Origin of the sequence: Buttiauxella sp. B2, from assembly GCF_006376615.1 — a bacterium.
Classification (GTDB): Bacteria; Pseudomonadota; Gammaproteobacteria; order Enterobacterales; family Enterobacteriaceae; genus Buttiauxella.
Genome location: NZ_VEXQ01000006.1, coordinates 93,111 through 111,347 on the forward strand (window position 1 = coordinate 93,111; position 18,237 = coordinate 111,347).

The 18,237-nt window shown below is 50.3% G+C and carries 17 protein-coding genes and 1 other annotated feature; of the genes, 12 read left to right on the forward strand and 5 right to left on the reverse strand.

Features of this window, described 5'->3' with window-relative positions; genetic code table 11:
- Nucleotides 1–10: 10 nt before the first annotated feature.
- The gene (acrA, locus tag FH968_RS09375) at nt 11–1,210 is read right to left on the reverse strand and encodes a multidrug efflux RND transporter periplasmic adaptor subunit AcrA (RefSeq protein WP_139878887.1); all 1,200 of its coding nucleotides are present in this window, start codon (nt 1,208–1,210) and stop codon (nt 11–13) included.
- A gap of 143 nt (nt 1,211–1,353) precedes the next feature.
- On the opposite strand from acrA, the gene acrR reads away from it, so the two are divergent.
- Both acrR and mscK read left to right on the forward strand, forming a co-directional pair.
- On the forward strand, nt 1,354–1,992 hold the full coding sequence (gene acrR / locus FH968_RS09380; RefSeq protein ID WP_139878888.1) for a multidrug efflux transporter transcriptional repressor AcrR: 639 nt from the start codon (nt 1,354–1,356) through the stop codon (nt 1,990–1,992).
- Between the two features lie 132 nt (nt 1,993–2,124).
- Complete coding sequence (mscK, locus tag FH968_RS09385; protein WP_139878889.1) at nt 2,125–5,505, forward strand: mechanosensitive channel MscK; 3,381 nt, start codon at nt 2,125–2,127, stop codon at nt 5,503–5,505.
- Between the two features lie 3 nt (nt 5,506–5,508).
- Here mscK and rsmS read toward each other — a convergent pair whose 3' ends face one another.
- Genes rsmS through priC form a run of 3 tightly spaced genes read right to left on the reverse strand, consistent with a single transcriptional unit; the run spans nt 5,509 to nt 6,487 of the window.
- Nucleotides 5,509–5,664 (reverse strand): pleiotropic regulatory protein RsmS, encoded by a 156-nt coding sequence (rsmS, locus tag FH968_RS09390; RefSeq protein ID WP_139878890.1) that lies wholly within the window; start codon nt 5,662–5,664, stop codon nt 5,509–5,511.
- Nucleotides 5,665–5,913: a hypothetical protein gene (locus FH968_RS09395; protein WP_139878891.1), complete on the reverse strand. Its 249-nt coding sequence runs from the start codon at nt 5,911–5,913 to the stop codon at nt 5,665–5,667.
- Nucleotides 5,914–5,950: 37 nt separating this feature from the next.
- On the reverse strand, nt 5,951–6,487 hold the full coding sequence (gene priC / locus FH968_RS09400) for a primosomal replication protein PriC (RefSeq protein ID WP_139878892.1): 537 nt from the start codon (nt 6,485–6,487) through the stop codon (nt 5,951–5,953).
- 57 nt (nt 6,488–6,544) lie between these two features.
- On the opposite strand from priC, the gene FH968_RS09405 reads away from it, so the two are divergent.
- The 4 genes from FH968_RS09405 (at nt 6,545) to FH968_RS09420 (ending at nt 10,056) form a co-directional block, all read left to right on the forward strand.
- On the forward strand, nt 6,545–6,922 hold the full coding sequence (locus FH968_RS09405) for a DUF454 family protein (RefSeq protein WP_139878893.1): 378 nt from the start codon (nt 6,545–6,547) through the stop codon (nt 6,920–6,922).
- A 149-nt stretch (nt 6,923–7,071) separates the two neighbouring features.
- Nucleotides 7,072–7,623, forward strand: coding sequence for an adenine phosphoribosyltransferase (gene apt / locus FH968_RS09410; protein WP_034458083.1), 552 nt, complete (start codon nt 7,072–7,074; stop codon nt 7,621–7,623).
- Between the two features lie 99 nt (nt 7,624–7,722).
- Nucleotides 7,723–9,639 (forward strand): DNA polymerase III subunit gamma/tau, encoded by a 1,917-nt coding sequence (gene dnaX, locus FH968_RS09415; RefSeq protein WP_139878894.1) that lies wholly within the window; start codon nt 7,723–7,725, stop codon nt 9,637–9,639.
- Nucleotides 8,972–9,036, forward strand: a sequence feature (DnaX frameshifting element). Its footprint overlaps the gene before it by 65 nt.
- Before the next feature lie 87 nt (nt 9,640–9,726).
- Nucleotides 9,727–10,056 carry a YbaB/EbfC family nucleoid-associated protein gene (locus FH968_RS09420; protein ID WP_034458087.1) on the forward strand — a complete coding sequence of 110 codons (330 nt, stop codon included), beginning with the start codon at nt 9,727–9,729 and terminating at the stop codon, nt 10,054–10,056.
- Between the two features lie 39 nt (nt 10,057–10,095).
- Here FH968_RS09420 and FH968_RS09425 read toward each other — a convergent pair whose 3' ends face one another.
- Nucleotides 10,096–11,001 carry a LysR family transcriptional regulator gene (locus FH968_RS09425; protein WP_139878895.1) on the reverse strand — a complete coding sequence of 302 codons (906 nt, stop codon included), beginning with the start codon at nt 10,999–11,001 and terminating at the stop codon, nt 10,096–10,098.
- 110 nt (nt 11,002–11,111) lie between these two features.
- Here FH968_RS09425 and FH968_RS09430 point away from each other — a divergent pair, with 110 nt between their 5' ends.
- From FH968_RS09430 to FH968_RS09455, 6 genes are all read left to right on the forward strand, one after another.
- A complete protein-coding gene (locus tag FH968_RS09430; RefSeq protein WP_139878896.1) occupies nt 11,112–11,981 on the forward strand; it encodes a pirin family protein in 870 nt (289 codons plus the stop codon).
- 107 nt (nt 11,982–12,088) lie between these two features.
- On the forward strand, nt 12,089–12,694 hold the full coding sequence (recR, locus tag FH968_RS09435; protein ID WP_139878897.1) for a recombination mediator RecR: 606 nt from the start codon (nt 12,089–12,091) through the stop codon (nt 12,692–12,694).
- Between the two features lie 234 nt (nt 12,695–12,928).
- The gene (gene htpG / locus FH968_RS09440; RefSeq protein ID WP_139878898.1) at nt 12,929–14,803 is read left to right on the forward strand and encodes a molecular chaperone HtpG; all 1,875 of its coding nucleotides are present in this window, start codon (nt 12,929–12,931) and stop codon (nt 14,801–14,803) included.
- 166 nt (nt 14,804–14,969) lie between these two features.
- Entirely contained in the window at nt 14,970–15,614 is a 645-nt protein-coding gene (adk, locus tag FH968_RS09445) for an adenylate kinase (RefSeq protein ID WP_139878899.1), read from the forward strand.
- A gap of 250 nt (nt 15,615–15,864) precedes the next feature.
- On the forward strand, nt 15,865–16,827 hold the full coding sequence (gene hemH / locus FH968_RS09450; RefSeq protein WP_139878900.1) for a ferrochelatase: 963 nt from the start codon (nt 15,865–15,867) through the stop codon (nt 16,825–16,827).
- A 63-nt stretch (nt 16,828–16,890) separates the two neighbouring features.
- Nucleotides 16,891–18,195 carry an inosine/guanosine kinase gene (locus tag FH968_RS09455; protein WP_139878901.1) on the forward strand — a complete coding sequence of 435 codons (1,305 nt, stop codon included), beginning with the start codon at nt 16,891–16,893 and terminating at the stop codon, nt 18,193–18,195.
- Nucleotides 18,196–18,237: the final 42 nt, after the last annotated feature.

Sequence of the window (18,237 nt, forward strand, 5' to 3'; positions counted from 1 at the left end):
CCTGTTTAAGTTAAGACTTCGATTGTTCAGACTGTGCACCAGCGGCTGGTTGATCCTGGCCTTTATTTTCTGCCGCTACTTCCTGCACTTTCACCTGAACACCGGGTTTCACTTTCTGCAAACCGGTTACAATAACGCGATCGCCATCCTTCAACCCGCTGGTTACCAGCCACTTATCACCGATAGCTTGAGCTGCGGTAATATTGCGCACTTCTACTTTGTCATCTTGTCCAACGACCAGTGCAGATGCCTCACCACGTGGTGTACGAGTCACACCTTGTTGTGGTACCAGCAGCGCACTTGGATTGGTGCCTTCTTCCAGTTTCGCGCGGACAAACATGCCCGGTAACAGGGTTTTATCTGGATTAGGGAAGATAGCTCGCAGAGTGATAGAACCGGTGGTCTGGTCAACAGTCACATCAGAGAATTCTAAAGTGCCTTCTTGTGGGAAGGTGATACCGTCGTTAGTCACTAACTGGACTTTAGCTTTGCCGTTTTCTTGTTTCAGTTTGCCATCTGTCAGCTCTTGCTTAAGGCGCAAGAAATCATTGCTGGATTGGGTAACATCAACATAAATCGGGTCGAGTTGCTGAACAGTCGCCAACGCAGTCGCCTGGCCGCTGGTCACCAGCGCACCTTCTGTGACAGAAGATTTACCAATGCGCCCACCGATAGGTGAAGTCACTTTGGTATATGCGAGGTTAATGCGAGCGGATTCAACAGCGGCTTTAGCTGCAACAACAGTAGCGTTTGCCTGTTGAGAGTCGGCAAGTGCTGTGTCGTAGTCTTGTTGACTGATGTACTTAGTACCCAAAAGTTTCTGATAACGCTTTAGCGTCAGCTGAGCAATGTTGGCACTTGCCTGTGCTTTGGCGAGGTCGCCTTTAGCACTGTCATACGCAGCCTGGTAAGTTGCAGGATCGATTTGGTACAGCGAAACGCCGGCCTGAATTTCACTTCCTTCTACGAAGTTACGTTTCAGAATAATGCCACTTACTTGCGGGCGGACTTCTGCAATACGATAAGCACTGGTACGGCCAGGAAGCTCTGTGGTTATCTGCAAAGGAGCACTTTTCAAAGTCACCACGCCCACTTCTGGGGTATGCGGCGCACTCTGTTTTGTCTCTTTGTCATTACATCCTGTAAGCACTAAGCTGCCTGAGAGCATCAGAACGGCCGCCAGAGGCGTAAACCCTCTGTTTTTGTTCATATGTAAACCTCGAGTGTCCGATTTCAAAGTTGTTCAATGGAAAAAATGTCCACAAACCCATTGCTGCGTTTATATTATCGTCGTGCTATGGTACATACATTCACAAATGTATGTAAATCTAACTACCTTATTTTCACCTACTTATGGCACGAAAAACCAAACAACAAGCACTTGAGACTCGCCAACATCTATTGGATGTTGCAATCCGCTTGTTTTCCCAACACGGTGTTTCTGCAACTTCGCTGGGGGATATCGCAAAGGCGGCTGGTGTCACCCGTGGTGCAATCTACTGGCATTTCAAAAATAAGTCGGATTTGTTTAATGAAATCTGGGAGCTAACTGAATCCAGTATTGGTGACTTAGAGACTGAGTATCGGGCAAAATTTCCTGACGATCCACTTTCTGTTGTCAGAGAGTTGTTAATTTACATATTACAGGCAACCGTCACGGATGAGCGGCGTCGCTTAATGACAGAAATTATCCTCCATAAATGTGAATTCGTTGGAGAGTTGGCGGTTTTACGGCAGGCCAGACGTGAGCTTTATATGGAAGGAAACGAGAGAATTGAGAGCAATTTGCAGCGTTGCATTGATGCTGAAATGCTACCGAAAAACCTACGCCTTCCTTACGCGGTCATCTTACTTCGCAGTTACATTACCGGCTTAATCGAAAACTGGCTGGTCGCTCCAGATAGCTTTGACCTTCATGGATTGGCTGAAGACTACGTCGCTATTTTGCTGGAAATGTTCCAAACCTGCCCAACTCTGCGAGCGAACCCTTAATAAAAATGTGCTTATTCGGGTGAATCTGAACATAGTTGACCAAGGCTTTTCCGAAAAGACGTGCTAATCTGACGGCACGTATTTCGTCTTTAACTCGCCATCCTTCGGCCTGTTCTCAAACACAGTCAAACTATGCCACAACTCTTGTGTTCATTGTATTCACGCCGCGTATCTGCCCGGTTATTGCTTATTGCATTCGTCAGCCTGTTTTGTGTATTGGTGCAGCCTGTTTGGGCGCAGAAAAACAGTGGCGACCTCCCGAGCCGCGATGAAATTCAAAACCAGTTGTCTGCGCTCAATAAGCAAAAGACGCTGTCTCCAAATGATAAGCTCACTCAACAAGATCTCAGTGAAACTATTGAAGTTTTAGATAAGATTGACCGGGTCAAGGATGAGACGGCAAAACTCCATCAGCAAGTTACTGAAGCACCGAAGGTGCTACGTAAAGCGACTGATGCATTGAACGAGCTTAAAAACCGGCAAAACGATCCTGCTAATGAAGAAGCGGAAATCGAAGCGATGAGTTTGCGTCAGCTCGAATCCCGCTTAAGTGATTTGCTGACTGAACTACAGAATTCGCAAAGCGATTTAGCCACCTGGAACAGCCAGCTGATATCACTGCAAACGCAGCCAGAGCGCGTGCAGAATGCTATGACCGCGGCATCAACCCAGCTTGAAGCGATACGTAATCGCTTGAATGGCGTAACACCTGGTGCTGCGGACATGCGCCCGAGCCAGCAAACATTGTTGTTAGCCAAGCAGGCCTTGCTGAACGCGCAACTGGATCAACAGCGCGATAGCCTCAAAGGCAACACCATTTTGCAAGATGCGCTGCAAAAGCAACGTGACTACACCAACGCGCATATCAATCAATTAGAGGCCACCCTCCAGATCATGCAGAAAGTGGCTAGTAGCAAGCGTTTAACCCTGACGCAGCAGACTGCACAAGACGCAATAGACTCTGAAGATACCGTTAAAATCCAGCAAAACCCGTTGGTGAAACAGGAACTGGATATCAACCATCAGTTGAGCCAGCGTCTGATTGACGCAACTCAGCATGCCAATGAAATGATGCCGTCGAGTATCCGCATTAAAAACACGCTGGATCGTGCGCTGCAATCTGAACGTAACCTGAAAGAGCAGATCGCCGTATTGAAAGGCAGCTTGCTGCTGTCACGCATTCTTTACCAACAGCAGCAACAAAACTTGCCGTCTGCGGAAGATACTGAAGATCTGACCAATCGTATTGCGGATATTCGTCTCGAACAGTTTGATGTGAACCAGCAACGTGACGCGCTATTCCAGCCAGACGAACTGGTTGCGAAAATTGAAGATAACCATAAAGCTGATGTCACTCCTGAAGCTCATGATGCATTGTTACAAATTCTGGATACTCGCCGCGAATTGCTCGACAAGTTGAATACACAGCTCGGCATACAGTTAATGCTGGCAATCAATTTGCAAAACAACCAGCAGCAACTGCAAAACGTAACGAAATCGCTCGACCAAATACTGACGGAGCAAATTTTCTGGGTGACCAGTAATAAACCGATGGATTGGGACTGGCTGAAATCACTGCCCTCTTCGTTACGCGATCAGTTTAAAAGCTCACATATCACCTTTAAATGGCCCGATAACTCACTAAAAATTCTCGCGATTCTATTATTGATGATTCCAGCTCTGTTACTCGCAGGAATCATCCGCTGGCGCTTCAAAGCGATAGACCGCTATCTGGAGAAGCAGGCGAGCCGCGTTGGGCAATTGCGTAATGACAGCCAATTACTGACGCCAAAGGCCATCGCGCTGACATTTGTTAAAGTGCTCCCCGGCGCGTTGATCATCTACTCCATCGGACTGGCGTTTGCTGGTATGGACATGAACATCAGCGAAACCATGCTGGCGTTCTGTAAGCAGCTTTCGTTGTCATGGTTAGTCTTTGGTCTAACCTACCAGGTGCTTTCGCCCGGTGGTGTTGCCGTTAGGCACTTTAATATGCAGCCACAGTTGTGCAGCCATTATCGCCGCCAATTGGTGCGCTTTGGTTGTGCATTATTGCCGCTGTTATTCTGGTCGGTACTTGGTGAACGTTCTCCACTGCATCTGGTTGAAGATGCGTTAGGCCAACTGATTATTTTCTTCAACTTGTTGCTTATCACCGGACTGGTCTTCCCAATGTGCCGTGAAAACTGGCGCAACAAAAACAACCATACCATGCAGTTGTTTACCGTCACGATTATGGGCGTGGTGCCTGTGGTGCTAATCGTGCTGACAGCAATGGGGTATTTCTATACCACCTTGCGCCTTGCGGGACGCTGGATTGAAACCATCTATCTGATTCTTATCTGGAACCTTGTTTACCAGACCGTTTTGCGCGGGTTAAGTGTTGCGGCACGTCGTATGGCTTATCGTCGTGCGGTTGCGCGCCGTGAACATCTAGTGAAAGAGGGCGCTGAAGGCGGTGAGCCGGTGGAAGAGCCTCCGTTGGCGCTCGACCAAATCAACCAGCAAACCATGCGTCTGGCAATCATTGCGTTGTTCGCTCTGTTTGCCCTCGTGTTCTACACCATTTGGTCAGATTTGTTCGGGGTCTTTGGTTATCTCGATAGCATCCAGCTGTGGAACTATAACGGTTCTGAAGCCGGTGTCGCAGTGGTGAAAAATGTCACCATGGGCAGCCTGTTGTTTGCCTTAATTGCATTTGCTGTAGCCTGGGTGTTGATTCGCAACTTACCGGGTTTGCTGGAAGTGCTGGTGCTTTCGCGCCTGCAAATGCGCCAGGGTGCTTCTTACGCCATCACCACCATTCTTAACTATGTCATTATTGCTGTCGGTGCGATGACCATCTTCGGCTCGCTCGGCGTATCGTGGGATAAATTACAGTGGCTAGCGGCGGCTTTGTCGGTTGGTTTAGGCTTTGGTTTACAGGAGATATTCGGTAACTTCGTTTCCGGTCTTATTATTCTGTTCGAACGCCCGGTGCGTATCGGCGATACGGTGACTATCGGTACCTTCTCCGGTAGCGTTAGCAAAATTCGCATCCGTGCCACGACGATTACTGACTTTGATCGCAAAGAAGTGATCATCCCGAACAAAGCGTTTGTGACGGAACGCCTGATCAACTGGTCACTGACTGACACCATTACCCGCGTGGTGATCCGCCTGGGTGTGGCTTACGGATCTGATCTTGATAAAGTGCGAGAGATCTTACTGAAAGCGGCGCATGAGCATCCGAAAGTGATGCATGATCCTGAACCGACAGTGTTCTTTACCACTTTCGGCGCAAGTACTCTGGATCATGAGTTACGTCTGTATGTGCGTGAGTTGCGCGATCGCAGTTACACCGTTGATGAGCTGAACCGGACTATCGATCGTTTGTGTCGTGAAAATGACATTAATATCGCCTTCAACCAACTGGAAGTGCATCTGCGCAATGATAAAGGCGATGAACTGACAGAAGTAAAACGCGATAACAATGGCAAATCAAATGGCGGCGACATTCTTCCTGCGCAGTAAAAATTAGCGGGACGTGTTTTCTTCCCGCTTACGCAAAAAATCCTGGCGGACAATCTCAAGTGCTGCGAGTACGGTTTCTGCCGGGATTTCATGTTGTTCCAGCAGCATTATCAAATCGACAGCCAATTTCACTTCCTCTGGTGCGTTATCGAGCGACATTTAGTTAATCCGTAATTTGCGAAATAAAAAAAGAAATAACAGCGATCCTACAAGGGCAGCTAACAGTGCGCGTGGCTCAAGCGTTGTCAGAGTGCCAATGCTAAAAATGGCACATACATAACCGCCGATAAGAGCGCCTGCAATTGCAATAACAGCGGCAATTGAAAATGCCCCGCTACTTGCTGGGCGCAGCATCTTCACGGCTCCGGCTACCAGGATACCAATAATTAACCAGGCAAACAGTCCCATTGCTTTCCTCCCTGTAGTAAACCCGCATTCATTCTAGTTAGCTTAGCCCACGTTCCCGACGTTCGATGGCGCGCTCAATTCGCGCCACAGCCTGGCGGCAGCGTTGCAGGCGACCTTCAAGTGCAGCAATTTCCTTCTGGATTTTTTGTTGCCCGGCCAGTGTGGTTTGAATCGAAAGCTGGCTTTCACGATCACCGATCATGCTCTGGAGGCGGCGCTCATAATCCTGATGAGTCGAGAGCTTCTCATACAGGTTTTCGGCAACCGGCGGCTGCGGATCGTTTTTACGCATCTGCCAGGTCGCAAGTTCACGCTGTAAAGCCGCGATTTGTGCCACCAGTTTTTCTGCAAGATAAGCAACTTGCTCTGTTTTACCGACTTTCACGCTAAGCTGTAATTGTGCGAGATTTGCCTGAACTTCGATCAGATAATCTTTTAGTTGCGTGCTGTGAGTAGAAAATAGCTTACGATCAAAGCGTGCTTGCGAGGCGCGTTGCAACGAGATTGGTGCAATGGCTTTCGCGAGTTCCGCGACGCGAGCATCCAAAGCTTGTAACAGCGAGGCGGTTTTCACAAAATGACTCTCCAGTATTGCACGTGTTCAAGTGCCGGATTATTGACGGAATAGGGAATGAAACGGACTATTTTAATCATCATTGGTTGGTTGGCGGTAGTCCTTGCGACCGTAGGTGTTGTTTTGCCTTTACTTCCTACAACCCCGTTTTTGCTGCTGGCGGCCTGGTGTTTCGCTCGTTCTTCGCCGCGCTTTCACCACTGGTTATTGTACCGCTCATGGTTTGGCGGTTATATCCGCCACTGGCAGGACCATCGTGCACTGCCACCGGGAGCTAAGCCAAGGGCTTTGATTTTCATCGTAATAACCTTTGCTGTGTCCCTTTACCTGGTCAACATTCTTTGGGTCAGACTACTATTATTAATGATGATGTGCGCGCTGCTGTTCTTTATGTGGCGTATGCCGGTAATTGACGAAAAGCAACAAAAGCCATAAACCGCATTTGCAGTGGTTGCAATTGTTGGTGCCAGCCAGTAAATTCGACCGTTTTCGAGCACGGTATGACTGATTAATGAATCATCAATGGTTCACTTATTAACCTGTCACGTGCTTTGTTAGAATCATGTTTTTAGCAGGCATTAATTATGACCGCGACTGCGCAGCAGCTTGAATATCTGAAAAACAGCATCAAAAGCATTCCAGACTACCCAAAGCCTGGGATCTTATTCCGTGACGTTACCAGCTTGCTTGAAGATCCGAAAGCCTACGCCACCAGCATCGAATTATTAGTTTCACGCTTTAAAGACGCCGGTATCACTAAAGTGGTGGGGACTGAAGCGCGTGGATTTTTATTTGGTGCACCGGTTGCGCTGGAATTAGGCGTTGGCTTTGTGCCAGTACGCAAGCCGGGCAAACTTCCACGCGAAACTATCGCTGAAAATTACGAACTGGAATACGGCACTGATCAACTGGAAATCCACGTTGATGCTATTGAGCCTGGTGACAAAGTTCTGGTTGTGGACGATCTGCTGGCAACTGGCGGCACCATTGAAGCGACAGTGAAACTGATCCGCCGTCTTGGTGGTGAAGTGACTGATGCTGCGTTTATCATCAATCTGTTTGATATTGGTGGTGAACAGCGTCTGGAAAAAATGGGCGTGAAAAGCTACAGCCTCGTACTTTTCCCTGGTCACTGAGTTCAGCTGACCCTCATCAATGAGAAGCCTCGCCCATCGGGTGGGGCTTATGTTAGCATTACCCCCCAATTCACACCCGCGATGTAGAGCCTATCTCGAATGAGCTACCAGGTCTTAGCCCGCAAATGGCGGCCACAAACTTTTGCTGATGTCGTCGGCCAGCAACACGTGCTGACTGCCCTGGCTAATGGCTTATCCATGGGCCGAATCCACCACGCCTATCTCTTTTCCGGGACGCGCGGCGTGGGTAAAACATCCATCGCTCGCCTGCTGGCGAAAGGGCTAAATTGTGAAACCGGCATCACCGCCACCCCTTGCGGCGTGTGCGATAACTGCCGCGAAATCGAACAAGGTCGCTTTGTCGATCTGATTGAAATCGACGCCGCCTCGCGTACCAAAGTAGAAGATACCCGTGACTTGCTGGACAACGTTCAGTACGCACCGGCGCGTGGTCGCTTCAAAGTCTATCTTATCGACGAAGTGCACATGCTTTCCCGCCACAGCTTCAACGCATTGTTGAAGACGCTGGAAGAGCCACCTTCGCACGTCAAATTCTTGCTGGCGACGACTGATCCACAAAAGCTGCCAGTCACTATTCTTTCTCGTTGTCTGCAATTCCACCTGAAAGCGCTGGATGTTGAACAAATCCGCCATCAGTTGGAACACATTCTTGGCGAAGAAAAAATCCCCAGCGAAATGCGTGCGCTGCAACTGTTGGCCCGCGCCGCAGACGGCAGCCTGCGAGATGCGTTAAGCCTCACCGACCAGGCCATTGCCAGCGGTGATGGGCAAGTAACAACCGCCGCCGTCAGCACTATGCTCGGTACACTCGACGACGATCAGGCGCTTTCGCTAATAGAAGCGATGGTGCAGGCCGATGGCGAACGCGTGATGAGCTTGCTCAATGAAGCCGCCGGGCGGGGTGTTGAGTGGGAAGCTCTGCTGGTGGAAATGCTGAGCTTGCTGCATCGCGTGGCGATGGTGCAATTGACTCCTGCCGCTCTAGGCAGCGACATGGCCGCCATTGAACAACGTATGCGTGAACTGGCGCGCGTTGTGCCACCAGCTGAAGTCCAACTTTATTACCAAACCTTATTAATTGGCCGCAAAGAGCTGTCCTGGGCACCCGATCGCCGTATGGGCATTGAGATGACTTTGCTGCGTGCTCTGGCATTCCACCCGCGTAAACCATTGCCGGAACCTGAGCTGCCACGACAGGTGCCGAGTATTCCGGTGGTTAATCCGGTTTCGGAACGCCTGCAAACTGCACCGCCACAACGGCAAAGCGAAACACCGTTGCCGGACACTACTAGCCAGGTGCTGCAAGCGCGAACACAGCTCATACGCCAGCAGGGAACCCATAAAGCAAAAAAGAATGAGCCGGCAGCGCCAAATCTAGCGCGGCCGGCAAAAAATACTACCGCTCTGGAACGTTTAGCCTCGGTGACCGAGCGCATTCAGTCCCGGCCTGCAGCAACAGAAGAAAAACCAGCGCAGAAGCCAGAGGCCTATCGCTGGAAGTCGCAAATCGTTTCTGATGTCGTTGAAGAACCGGTCGCGACACCCAAAGCATTAAAGCTTGCGCTGGAGCATGAGAAAACGCCTGAGCTGGCGCAGAAACTTGCCCTGGAAGCTATTGAACGCGATAGTTGGGCGGCTGAAATTAGCCAACTGGTGTTACCGAAATTAGTGCAGCAACTGGCGCTAAATGCCTGGAAAGAACAAGACGGCAATCGGGTTTGTTTACACCTTCGTCCGGCGTTACGGCATTTGAATTCACCGTCAGCGCAGAAAACGCTGGTGGATGCGATGAGTACTTTTAGTGGCGAAACTGTTGAGCTGACTATTATTGAAGATGATAATCTCGCACAACGTACCCCGCTTGAGTGGCGTCAGGCTATTTATGAAGAAAAGCTGGCGCAAGCGCGGGAAGCTATAACTACTGATAACAACATCCAGACACTGCGCCGTTACTTCGACGCGGAACTGGATGAAGACAGTATTCGACCTATTTGATAAGCCGGTTACACCGGTTTGTTGTAAACCCTGATAGCCGTTAATCGTAACGTGCGATTAGTCGGCCCGAGCAAAAGAGAGAAGACTATGTTTGGAAAAGGCGGTCTGGGCAACATCATGAAGCAAGCCCAGCAGATGCAGGAAAAAATGGCCCAGGTTCAGGAAGAAATCGCCCAAATGGAAGTCACTGGCGAATCTGGCGCGGGTCTGGTCAAAGTCACTATCAACGGCGCACACAACTGCCGTCGCGTGGAAATCGATCCAAGCTTGATGGAAGACGATAAAGAAATGGTTGAAGACTTGGTTGCTGCGGCCTTCAACGACGCTGCTCGTCGTATTGGCGAAGCGCAGAAAGAGAAAATGGCTGGTGTTTCCAGTGGCATGCAATTGCCACCAGGCTTCAAAATGCCATTCTAATGCACGACAAAATGGCGATACTTTGTGTCGCCATTTTTTTTACTCCTCATCAAACGCCGCATAACTCTCTACCAGAAAATCAATCAGCGCCCTGACTGCCGGTAACTGGCCGCGCCGCGAAGGGAATACCAGATGAATGACTTCCCGCCTCGCTCGCCATTCCGGTAATAAATGCACCAGACTCCCATCTTGTATTTGTTTGTTAATCATCAATATTGGCAGTTGAACAATCCCTACGCCTGCGAGTGCTGCTGCCCGTAGTGCAGTCATATCGGTGGTGACAAAGCGTGGTTTGTGGTGCAGCGTCACTTCTTGATTATCCGGCCCAAACAGGCACCAGCGATAAACCTGCTGTGGTTTAGATAGCGCCAGACTCGGCCAGTGCTGAAGATCGGCAGGTGACGTTGGTTGTGAAAAGCATTTAACCAATGCGGGGCTGGCGACCAGACACATACCGCGATCGGCCAGTTTACGCATCACCAGGTCACTATCTTCCAGTGGCAGTGGGCGAACTCGCACCGCGAGATCGACGTTTTCGTTCAACACATCGACTTGACGATTTGTCTCCTCGAGCTGCACCGTAACCTGTGGGTATAGCGACATAAACCGTGCCAGCATGTCTCCAATGTGCACATGCAGTAGAGCAATCGGGCATGTCAGGCGGATCAGCCCGCGTGGTTCGGCACGCAGCGTGTTAATTGCTTCCTGCGCAGCTTCGGCTTCAATAATCATCGCTTTACAATGGCGATAAAAAATCTGCCCGGCTTCTGTTACGGTAAAGCTGCGTGTTGAACGCTGAATGAGTCGAGTCTCCAGGTTTTCTTCCAGCAGAGTGATGCGGCGGCTTAGGCGAGATTTAGGAATGCCTATTGCGCGGCTAGCCGGAGAAAATCCCCCGTTATCTACCACTTGCACGAAATACCACTGGTCGTTGAGATCTTGCATTGTAATTGTCCTGTATATGGAACACTGAGTTCATTTACAGAGTCTACTGGGCATTTCGTCTTATGAGTAAGCTTTATCCCAACAGAAATCGACACTCAATGGAGATAACGATGAAATCAATTCTTGGCGTTTATTCAGCACCGGCTTCCCACTGGGTGGGCGATGGCTTCCCGGTTCGCTCACTGTTTTCTTATTCGAAGTTTGAAAAACAGCTCAGCCCATTCCTGCTGTTGGATTACGCAGGGCCAGCTGATTTTAAACCAAGCAACAAAGGGCAACGTGGCGTTGATGTGCATCCGCACCGCGGTTTTGAAACGGTCACCATCGTCTATAAAGGCGAAGTCGCGCACCGCGACTCAACGGGTAGCGGCGGGGTGATTGGCCCGGGTGATGTGCAGTGGATGACGGCAGGTAGTGGCATTTTGCACGAAGAGTTCCACTCACCGGCTTTTAGTGAGAAGGGCGGCACCCTGGAAATGGTGCAACTGTGGGTCAACTTGCCGGCAAAAGACAAATCAACGCCGCCTAACTATCAGTCCATCACTGATGCAGATATTCCGGTCGTTGATTTGCCGGATAACGCCGGGCAGACACGTGTGATTGCAGGTGAGTTCCTTGGGCACAAAGGCCCGGCACAAACCCATTCACCCATGAGCATTCTGGATATGCGTCTGAATGCGCATGGCGTTGCTCAGTTGACACTACCAGATGGCTGGAACACCGCTCTGGTGGTACTCAAAGGCACCGTAGAGGTTAATGGGCAGGAAGTGGTTCGTGAGGCGCAATTGGTCGTGTTGGATGCGAAAGGTGAGGGCGTGATGCTTGAAACCAATAACGACGCCGTGGTACTGGTGCTGAGCGGTGCGCCGCTCAATGAACCTGTCGTCGGTTACGGGCCATTTGTCATGAATACCCGTGAAGAAATCAAAGAAGCTATCGATGATTTTAATCAGGGGAATTTTGGCCAGAAATTAGCGTAATAAAATCCCCTTTGTGCGAGGCATCGCGCAGGGGGATATCTTTTTCTATACCCGCCCGCGGGGCTAATGTTAGGCTATGGCCCACTCTTTTTTCAGAAGTCTGAGCGATGCAAACCAGCCCTTTACTTACCGCCCTTATGGAATCCCTACGCTGCCTGCCAGGTGTTGGCCCGAAGTCAGCCCAACGTATGGCGTTTGCACTTTTGCAACGCGATCGCAGCGGCGGAATGCGCCTTGCTCAGGCGCTGACCCGCGCCATGTCTGAAATCGGCCACTGCGCTGATTGCCGTACTTTTACCGAACAAGAAATTTGCGCCATTTGCGCGAACCCTCGCCGGCAGGAAAATGGCCAGATTTGTGTAGTGGAAACGCCTGCGGATATCCACGCTATCGAAGCGACTGGCCAGTTCTCTGGGCGTTACTTTGTGCTGATGGGACACCTTTCGCCACTTGATGGCATTGGCCCGGACGACATCGGTTTAGGACGGCTTGAAGAGCGCCTGGCGACGGAAACCATTAAAGAACTGATTCTTGCCACCAACCCAACCGTTGAAGGTGAAGCCACCGCTAACTACATTGGCGAACTGTGTGGGCAATATGGCGTTGAGGCCAGCCGTATCGCGCATGGCGTGCCGGTAGGTGGTGAGTTGGAAATGGTTGATGGCACTACGCTTTCGCATTCCCTCGCTGGTCGCCACAAGATTACTTTCTAATTTACCCGTCATACTTGAAGCTGCATCTGCGTTGGCTGCACTCCCTCACCCCAGTCACTTACTTGAGTAAGCTCCTGGGGCTTCACTCCCTTGCCGCCTTGATGCAACTCCAATTATTTAGGGTAAAGAAAGGAAGAATCTCTTTTCCCGCTTGAAAATCTCATTTCCATCCTCATATCTCCCTCAACGTTTTCATCACCCCTGTATTTTGATTTTGTTGAGGTATCAATGACCATGAAAGGACAAGAGACTCGTGGCTTCCAGTCTGAAGTGAAACAACTTCTGCACCTGATGATCCACTCCCTCTACTCAAATAAAGAAATTTTCTTGCGTGAACTGATCTCCAACGCCTCTGATGCGGCAGACAAATTGCGCTTTCGCGCGTTGTCTCAGGCTGACTTATACGAAGGTGATGGCGAACTGCGCGTCCGCGTCTCTTTTGATAAAGAAAAACGTACCCTGACGATCGCCGATAACGGCATCGGTATGACTCGCGACGAAGCGATTGATCACCTCGGTACCATTGCAAAATCCGGGACCAAAGCGTTCCTGGAATCTATGGGTTCTGACCAGGCGAAAGACAGCCAACTTATCGGCCAGTTCGGTGTGGGCTTCTACTCTGCGTTTATCGTGGCAGACAAAGTAACCGTACGCACTCGTGCAGCTGGTGTACCGGCTGACCAGGCGGTGTTCTGGGAATCTGAAGGCGCTGGCGAATATACCATTGCGGATATCACCAAAGCCGACCGCGGTACTGAAATTACATTGCACCTGCGTGAAGGTGAAGACGAGTTCTTAGACGACTGGCGTGTGCGCTCCGTCATCGGTAAATATTCCGACCACATCGCGCTGCCGGTAGAAATCGAAACCCGCGAAGAGAAAGATGGCGAAACCATCCTCGGCTGGGAAAAAATTAACAAAGCGCAGGCTCTGTGGACGCGTAGCAAGTCTGAAATTAAAGACGAAGAGTACAACGAGTTCTACAAGCATGTGGCTCATGACTTCACTGACCCGCTGGCGTACAGCCATAATCGCGTTGAAGGGAAGCAAGAATACACCAGCTTGCTGTACATCCCGTCTCAGGCGCCTTGGGATATGTGGAACCGTGACCATAAACATGGCCTGAAATTGTACGTGCAGCGCGTGTTTATCATGGATGATGCTGAACAGTTCATGCCGAACTACCTGCGTTTCGTGCGCGGTCTGATAGATTCCAACGACCTGCCGCTGAACGTATCGCGTGAGATTCTGCAAGACAGCCGTGTGACGCAAAACCTGCGTAGTGCGCTGACCAAACGCGTATTGCAGATGCTTGAGAAACTGGCGAAAGATGACAGCGAAAAATACCAGACCTTCTGGAAAAACTTCGGTCTGGTACTGAAAGAAGGGCCAGCTGAAGACTCAGCTAACCAGGAAACTATCGCTAAACTGCTGCGCTTTGCGAGCACACATGTTGATTCCTCAGCACAAACAGTGTCGCTGGAAGAGTACGTGTCGCGCATGAAAGAAGGGCAGGAGAAGATTTACTACATCACCGCAGACAGCTATGCCGCTGCGAAAAGCAGCCCGCATCTGGAATTGCTGCGTAAGAAAGGCATCGAAGTCCTGCTGCTTTCTGACCGCATCGATGAGTGGATGATGAGCTACCTGACTGAGTTCGACGGTAAAGCGTTCCAGTCCGTGAGCAAAACGGACGAATCACTGGAAAAGCTGGCCGACGAAGAAACACCAGAAGCGAAAGAAGCTGAAAAAGCACTTGAGCCGTTTGTTGACCGTGTGAAAAACCTGCTCGGTGAGCGTGTGAAGGAAGTGCGTCTGACGCACCGTTTGACCGACACGCCAGCTATCGTTACCACCGACAGTAACGACATGAGCACGCAAATGGCGAAACTGTTTGCCGCTGCGGGCCAGGAAGTGCCAGAAGTGAAGTATATCTTCGAGTTGAACCCGGATCACGGGCTGGTGAAACGTGTTGCGGATACTCAGGACGAAGCGCAGTTTGGTGAGTGGGTAGAATTGCTGCTCGATCAGGCTCTGCTGGCTGAACGTGGCACACTGGAAGATCCAAACCAGTTTATTCGCCGTATGAACCAGTTGCTGGCTTCCTGATTTTCCCTCAAACCCTCTCCAGCAGTGGAGAGGGGCGTGTGAGCGTTCTTAAACAACTAAGAGCGCTTACACCGTCTGGCTTTCTTGAGGTCAATACGCCTTTAATGGTAAGGTCATCGCCTCAAAACTAAATACACAAAAATCCAAACGAATGGGGAATTACGCAATGCGTATTATTCTGCTTGGCGCTCCGGGCGCAGGTAAAGGAACTCAGGCTCAGTTCATCATGGAGAAATATGGCATTCCGCAAATCTCCACCGGTGACATGCTGCGCGCCGCAGTAAAATCTGGTTCAGAACTGGGTAAACAAGCAAAAGACATCATGGACGCCGGAAAACTGGTTACAGATGAACTGGTTATTGCTCTGGTTAAAGAACGTATTACCCAGGAAGATTGCCGTAACGGTTTCCTGTTAGATGGTTTCCCTCGCACCATTCCACAAGCTGATGCGATGAAAGAAGCAGGCATCAAAGTGGACGTCGTTCTGGAATTCGCTGTACCTGATGAACTGATTATCGACCGTATCGTTGGCCGTCGCGTACACGCACCGTCTGGCCGCGTTTATCACGTCACCTTCAATCCACCAGTCGTTGCAGGCAAAGACGACGTGACTGGCGAAGAGCTGACTACTCGTAAAGATGATCAGGAAGAAACTGTGCGTAAGCGTCTGGTGGAATACCATCAGATGACTGCTCCGCTTATCTCTTACTACAGTAAAGAAGCTGAAGCGGGTAACACCAAATACGCAAAAATCGACGGCACCCGTAAAGTGACTGAAGTTAGCGCGGAGCTGGCTAAAATCCTCGGCTAATCATACCCGTCATCTTTCAAGTTGCAGGTGTGTTAGCTGCTCTCGTTCACCCCAGTCACTTACTTTAGTAAGCTCCTGGGGATTCACTCGATTGCTGCCTTCCTGCACCTCGAAATCTTTTGGGTATATAAAAATACCAGGACACGTTCCTGGTATTTTTTTTGCCCATTTTTTGCCCTTTCGCTGTAATCGGTTCTCCTCCCGCGCTTTTACGTTACAATTATCAGCAATTTGTTGATAAGGAGTGGAAATGAATCAGGAAAAAGTGGGCATATTACTGGCGAACCTTGGCACACCTGATGCCCCCACTCCGGCTGCGGTAAACCGTTATTTACGCCAGTTTCTTAGTGACAAACGGGTTGTTGATACCCCGCGTTTGTTGTGGTGGCCGCTGTTACGCGGTGTGATTTTGCCGCTGCGTTCCCCGCGTGTAGCAAAGCTTTACCAATCGGTATGGATGGACGAAGGTTCTCCGCTGTTAGTTTATAGCCGCCGTCAGCAGGCAGCGCTTGCCGCACAATTACCGGGTACGCCTGTCGCTCTTGGAATGAGCTACGGTTCACCTTCTCTAAAAAGTGCTGTGGAAGAACTGATTTCATATGACGTAGACCACATCGTCGTGCTGCCGTTATACCCGCAATTTTCCTGCTCAACGGTTGCTGCCGTTTGGGATGAGTTAGGGCGCATTTTTGCCAACTACCGCTCGCTGCCGTCGATTTCACTGATTCGTGACTATGCCGATGACACTTCGTACATCAACGCGCTGGTGGCCTCGGTAAAACACTCTTTTGCTCAGCATGGCGAGCCGGATGTGTTGCTGCTTTCCTACCACGGTATTCCGCAGCGTTATGCCAACGAAGGCGACGATTACCCACAGCGCTGCCGCGACACCACGCGCGAGCTGCTTTCAGCTCTCGAACTGCCGCCTGAAAAAGTGATGATGACTTACCAGTCGCGCTTTGGCCGCGAGCCATGGCTAATGCCTTATACCGACGAAACGCTAAAAATGCTGGCTGAAAAAGGGGTGAAACACATCCAGGTGATGTGCCCAGGTTTTTCAGCCGATTGCCTCGAAACGCTCGAAGAGATGGCGGTACAAAACCGTGAAGTATTCCTCGAAGCCGGTGGTACCAAATATGAATATATTCCCGCTCTCAATGACGACCCGGCTCACATCGCAATGATGATGAATCTGGTGCAGAAATATCGCTGATCTCCCTTGAGGCCGTTAATGTGCTACCATTTCCGGCCTGATTAGCTACTTCCGAACAACATCATGAAATTTCCCGGCAAACGAAAATCCAAACATTATTTCCCTGTTAGCGCGCGCGATCCTTTACTGCAACAGGTTCAGCCAGAAACCGAAACCGGCACTTCGTGGATTGTCGGGATTGACCAGACGCTGGTGGATATCGAAGCCAAAGTTGATGATGATTTTGTTCATCGTTACGGTTTGAGTTTCGGTCATTCGTTGGTCATAGAAGATGATGTTGCAGAAGCGCTGTATCAGGAACTGGTGAAAAAAGATCTAATTACTCACCAGTTTGCCGGTGGCACTATCGGCAATACCATGCACAACTATTCGGTATTAGCAGATGACCGCTCCGTCTTGCTGGGCGTTATGTGCAGCAACATAGAAATTGGCAGCTACGCCTACCGCTACTTGTGTAATACCTCCAGCCGTACTGATCTCAATTACCTGCAAGGCGTGAATGGCCCGATTGGCCGTTGCTTTACGCTGATTAACGAACAGGGTGAGCGTACCTTTGCTATTAGCCCGGGCCATATGAATCAGCTGCGCTCAGACAGTATTCCTGAAGACGTTATCGCTGGTGCTTCTGCGTTGGTGCTGACTTCCTATCTGGTTCGCTGTAAAGATGGCGAGCCGATGCCTGAGGCTACGATGCAGGCTATCGCCTATGCGAAAAAGCACAACGTACCAGTAGTGCTGACGCTGGGTACAAAATACGTTATCGCAGAAGCCCCAGAATGGTGGCAGGCGTTTCTCAAAGAACACGTCTCTATTCTGGCGATGAACGAAGAAGAAGGGTTGGCGCTGACCGGGGAAAGTGACCCGCTGCTGGCCGCTAATAAGGCCCTGGACTGGGTTGATTTAGTACTGTGTACTGCCGGGCCGATAGGTCTGTACATGGCAGGCTTTACTGAGGAATCAGCTAAACGTACCACGCAACATCCGCTGCTGCCGGGTGCGATTGCAGAATTTAACCAATATGAATTTAGCCGTGCGCTGCGCCATAAAGACTGCCAGAATCCGATGCGTATTTTCTCGCATATTGCACCGTACATGGGCGGGCCGGAAAAAATCATGAATACCAACGGTGCTGGAGATGGCGCACTTGCGGCGTTGTTGCACGATATTACGGCGAATAATTACCACCGTTCTAATGTGCCGAATTCCAGCAAACACCAGTCCACATGGTTGACCTATTCGTCATTGGCGCAAGTGTGCAAATACGCGAACCGCGTTAGCTACCAGGTGCTGAACCAGCACTCTCCACGATTGACGCGCGGTTTGCCAGAGCGTGAAGACAGTCTCGAAGAGTCTTACTGGGATCGTTAATAAATTTACCCTCACCTCGACCCTTTCCCAAAATGAGAGGGT

Bases quoted from the DNA above. Each gene is read 5' to 3' on its own strand.
- adk (WP_139878899.1), top strand. From the start codon at position 14,970: ATGCGTATTATTCTGCTTGGCGCTCCGGGCGCAGGTAAAGGAACTCAG.
- FH968_RS09425 (WP_139878895.1), bottom strand. From the start codon at position 11,001: ATGCAAGATCTCAACGACCAGTGGTATTTCGTGCAAGTGGTAGATAAC.
- mscK (WP_139878889.1), top strand. From the start codon at position 2,125: ATGCCACAACTCTTGTGTTCATTGTATTCACGCCGCGTATCTGCCCGG.
- hemH (WP_139878900.1), top strand. From the start codon at position 15,865: ATGAATCAGGAAAAAGTGGGCATATTACTGGCGAACCTTGGCACACCT.
- acrR (WP_139878888.1), top strand. From the start codon at position 1,354: ATGGCACGAAAAACCAAACAACAAGCACTTGAGACTCGCCAACATCTA.
- FH968_RS09405 (WP_139878893.1), top strand. From the start codon at position 6,545: ATGAAACGGACTATTTTAATCATCATTGGTTGGTTGGCGGTAGTCCTT.
- dnaX (WP_139878894.1), top strand. From the start codon at position 7,723: ATGAGCTACCAGGTCTTAGCCCGCAAATGGCGGCCACAAACTTTTGCT.
- recR (WP_139878897.1), top strand. From the start codon at position 12,089: ATGCAAACCAGCCCTTTACTTACCGCCCTTATGGAATCCCTACGCTGC.
- rsmS (WP_139878890.1), bottom strand. From the start codon at position 5,664: ATGTCGCTCGATAACGCACCAGAGGAAGTGAAATTGGCTGTCGATTTG.
- FH968_RS09420 (WP_034458087.1), top strand. From the start codon at position 9,727: ATGTTTGGAAAAGGCGGTCTGGGCAACATCATGAAGCAAGCCCAGCAG.
- htpG (WP_139878898.1), top strand. From the start codon at position 12,929: ATGAAAGGACAAGAGACTCGTGGCTTCCAGTCTGAAGTGAAACAACTT.
- apt (WP_034458083.1), top strand. From the start codon at position 7,072: ATGACCGCGACTGCGCAGCAGCTTGAATATCTGAAAAACAGCATCAAA.
- FH968_RS09395 (WP_139878891.1), bottom strand. From the start codon at position 5,913: ATGGGACTGTTTGCCTGGTTAATTATTGGTATCCTGGTAGCCGGAGCC.
- FH968_RS09455 (WP_139878901.1), top strand. From the start codon at position 16,891: ATGAAATTTCCCGGCAAACGAAAATCCAAACATTATTTCCCTGTTAGC.
- acrA (WP_139878887.1), bottom strand. From the start codon at position 1,210: ATGAACAAAAACAGAGGGTTTACGCCTCTGGCGGCCGTTCTGATGCTC.
- FH968_RS09430 (WP_139878896.1), top strand. From the start codon at position 11,112: ATGAAATCAATTCTTGGCGTTTATTCAGCACCGGCTTCCCACTGGGTG.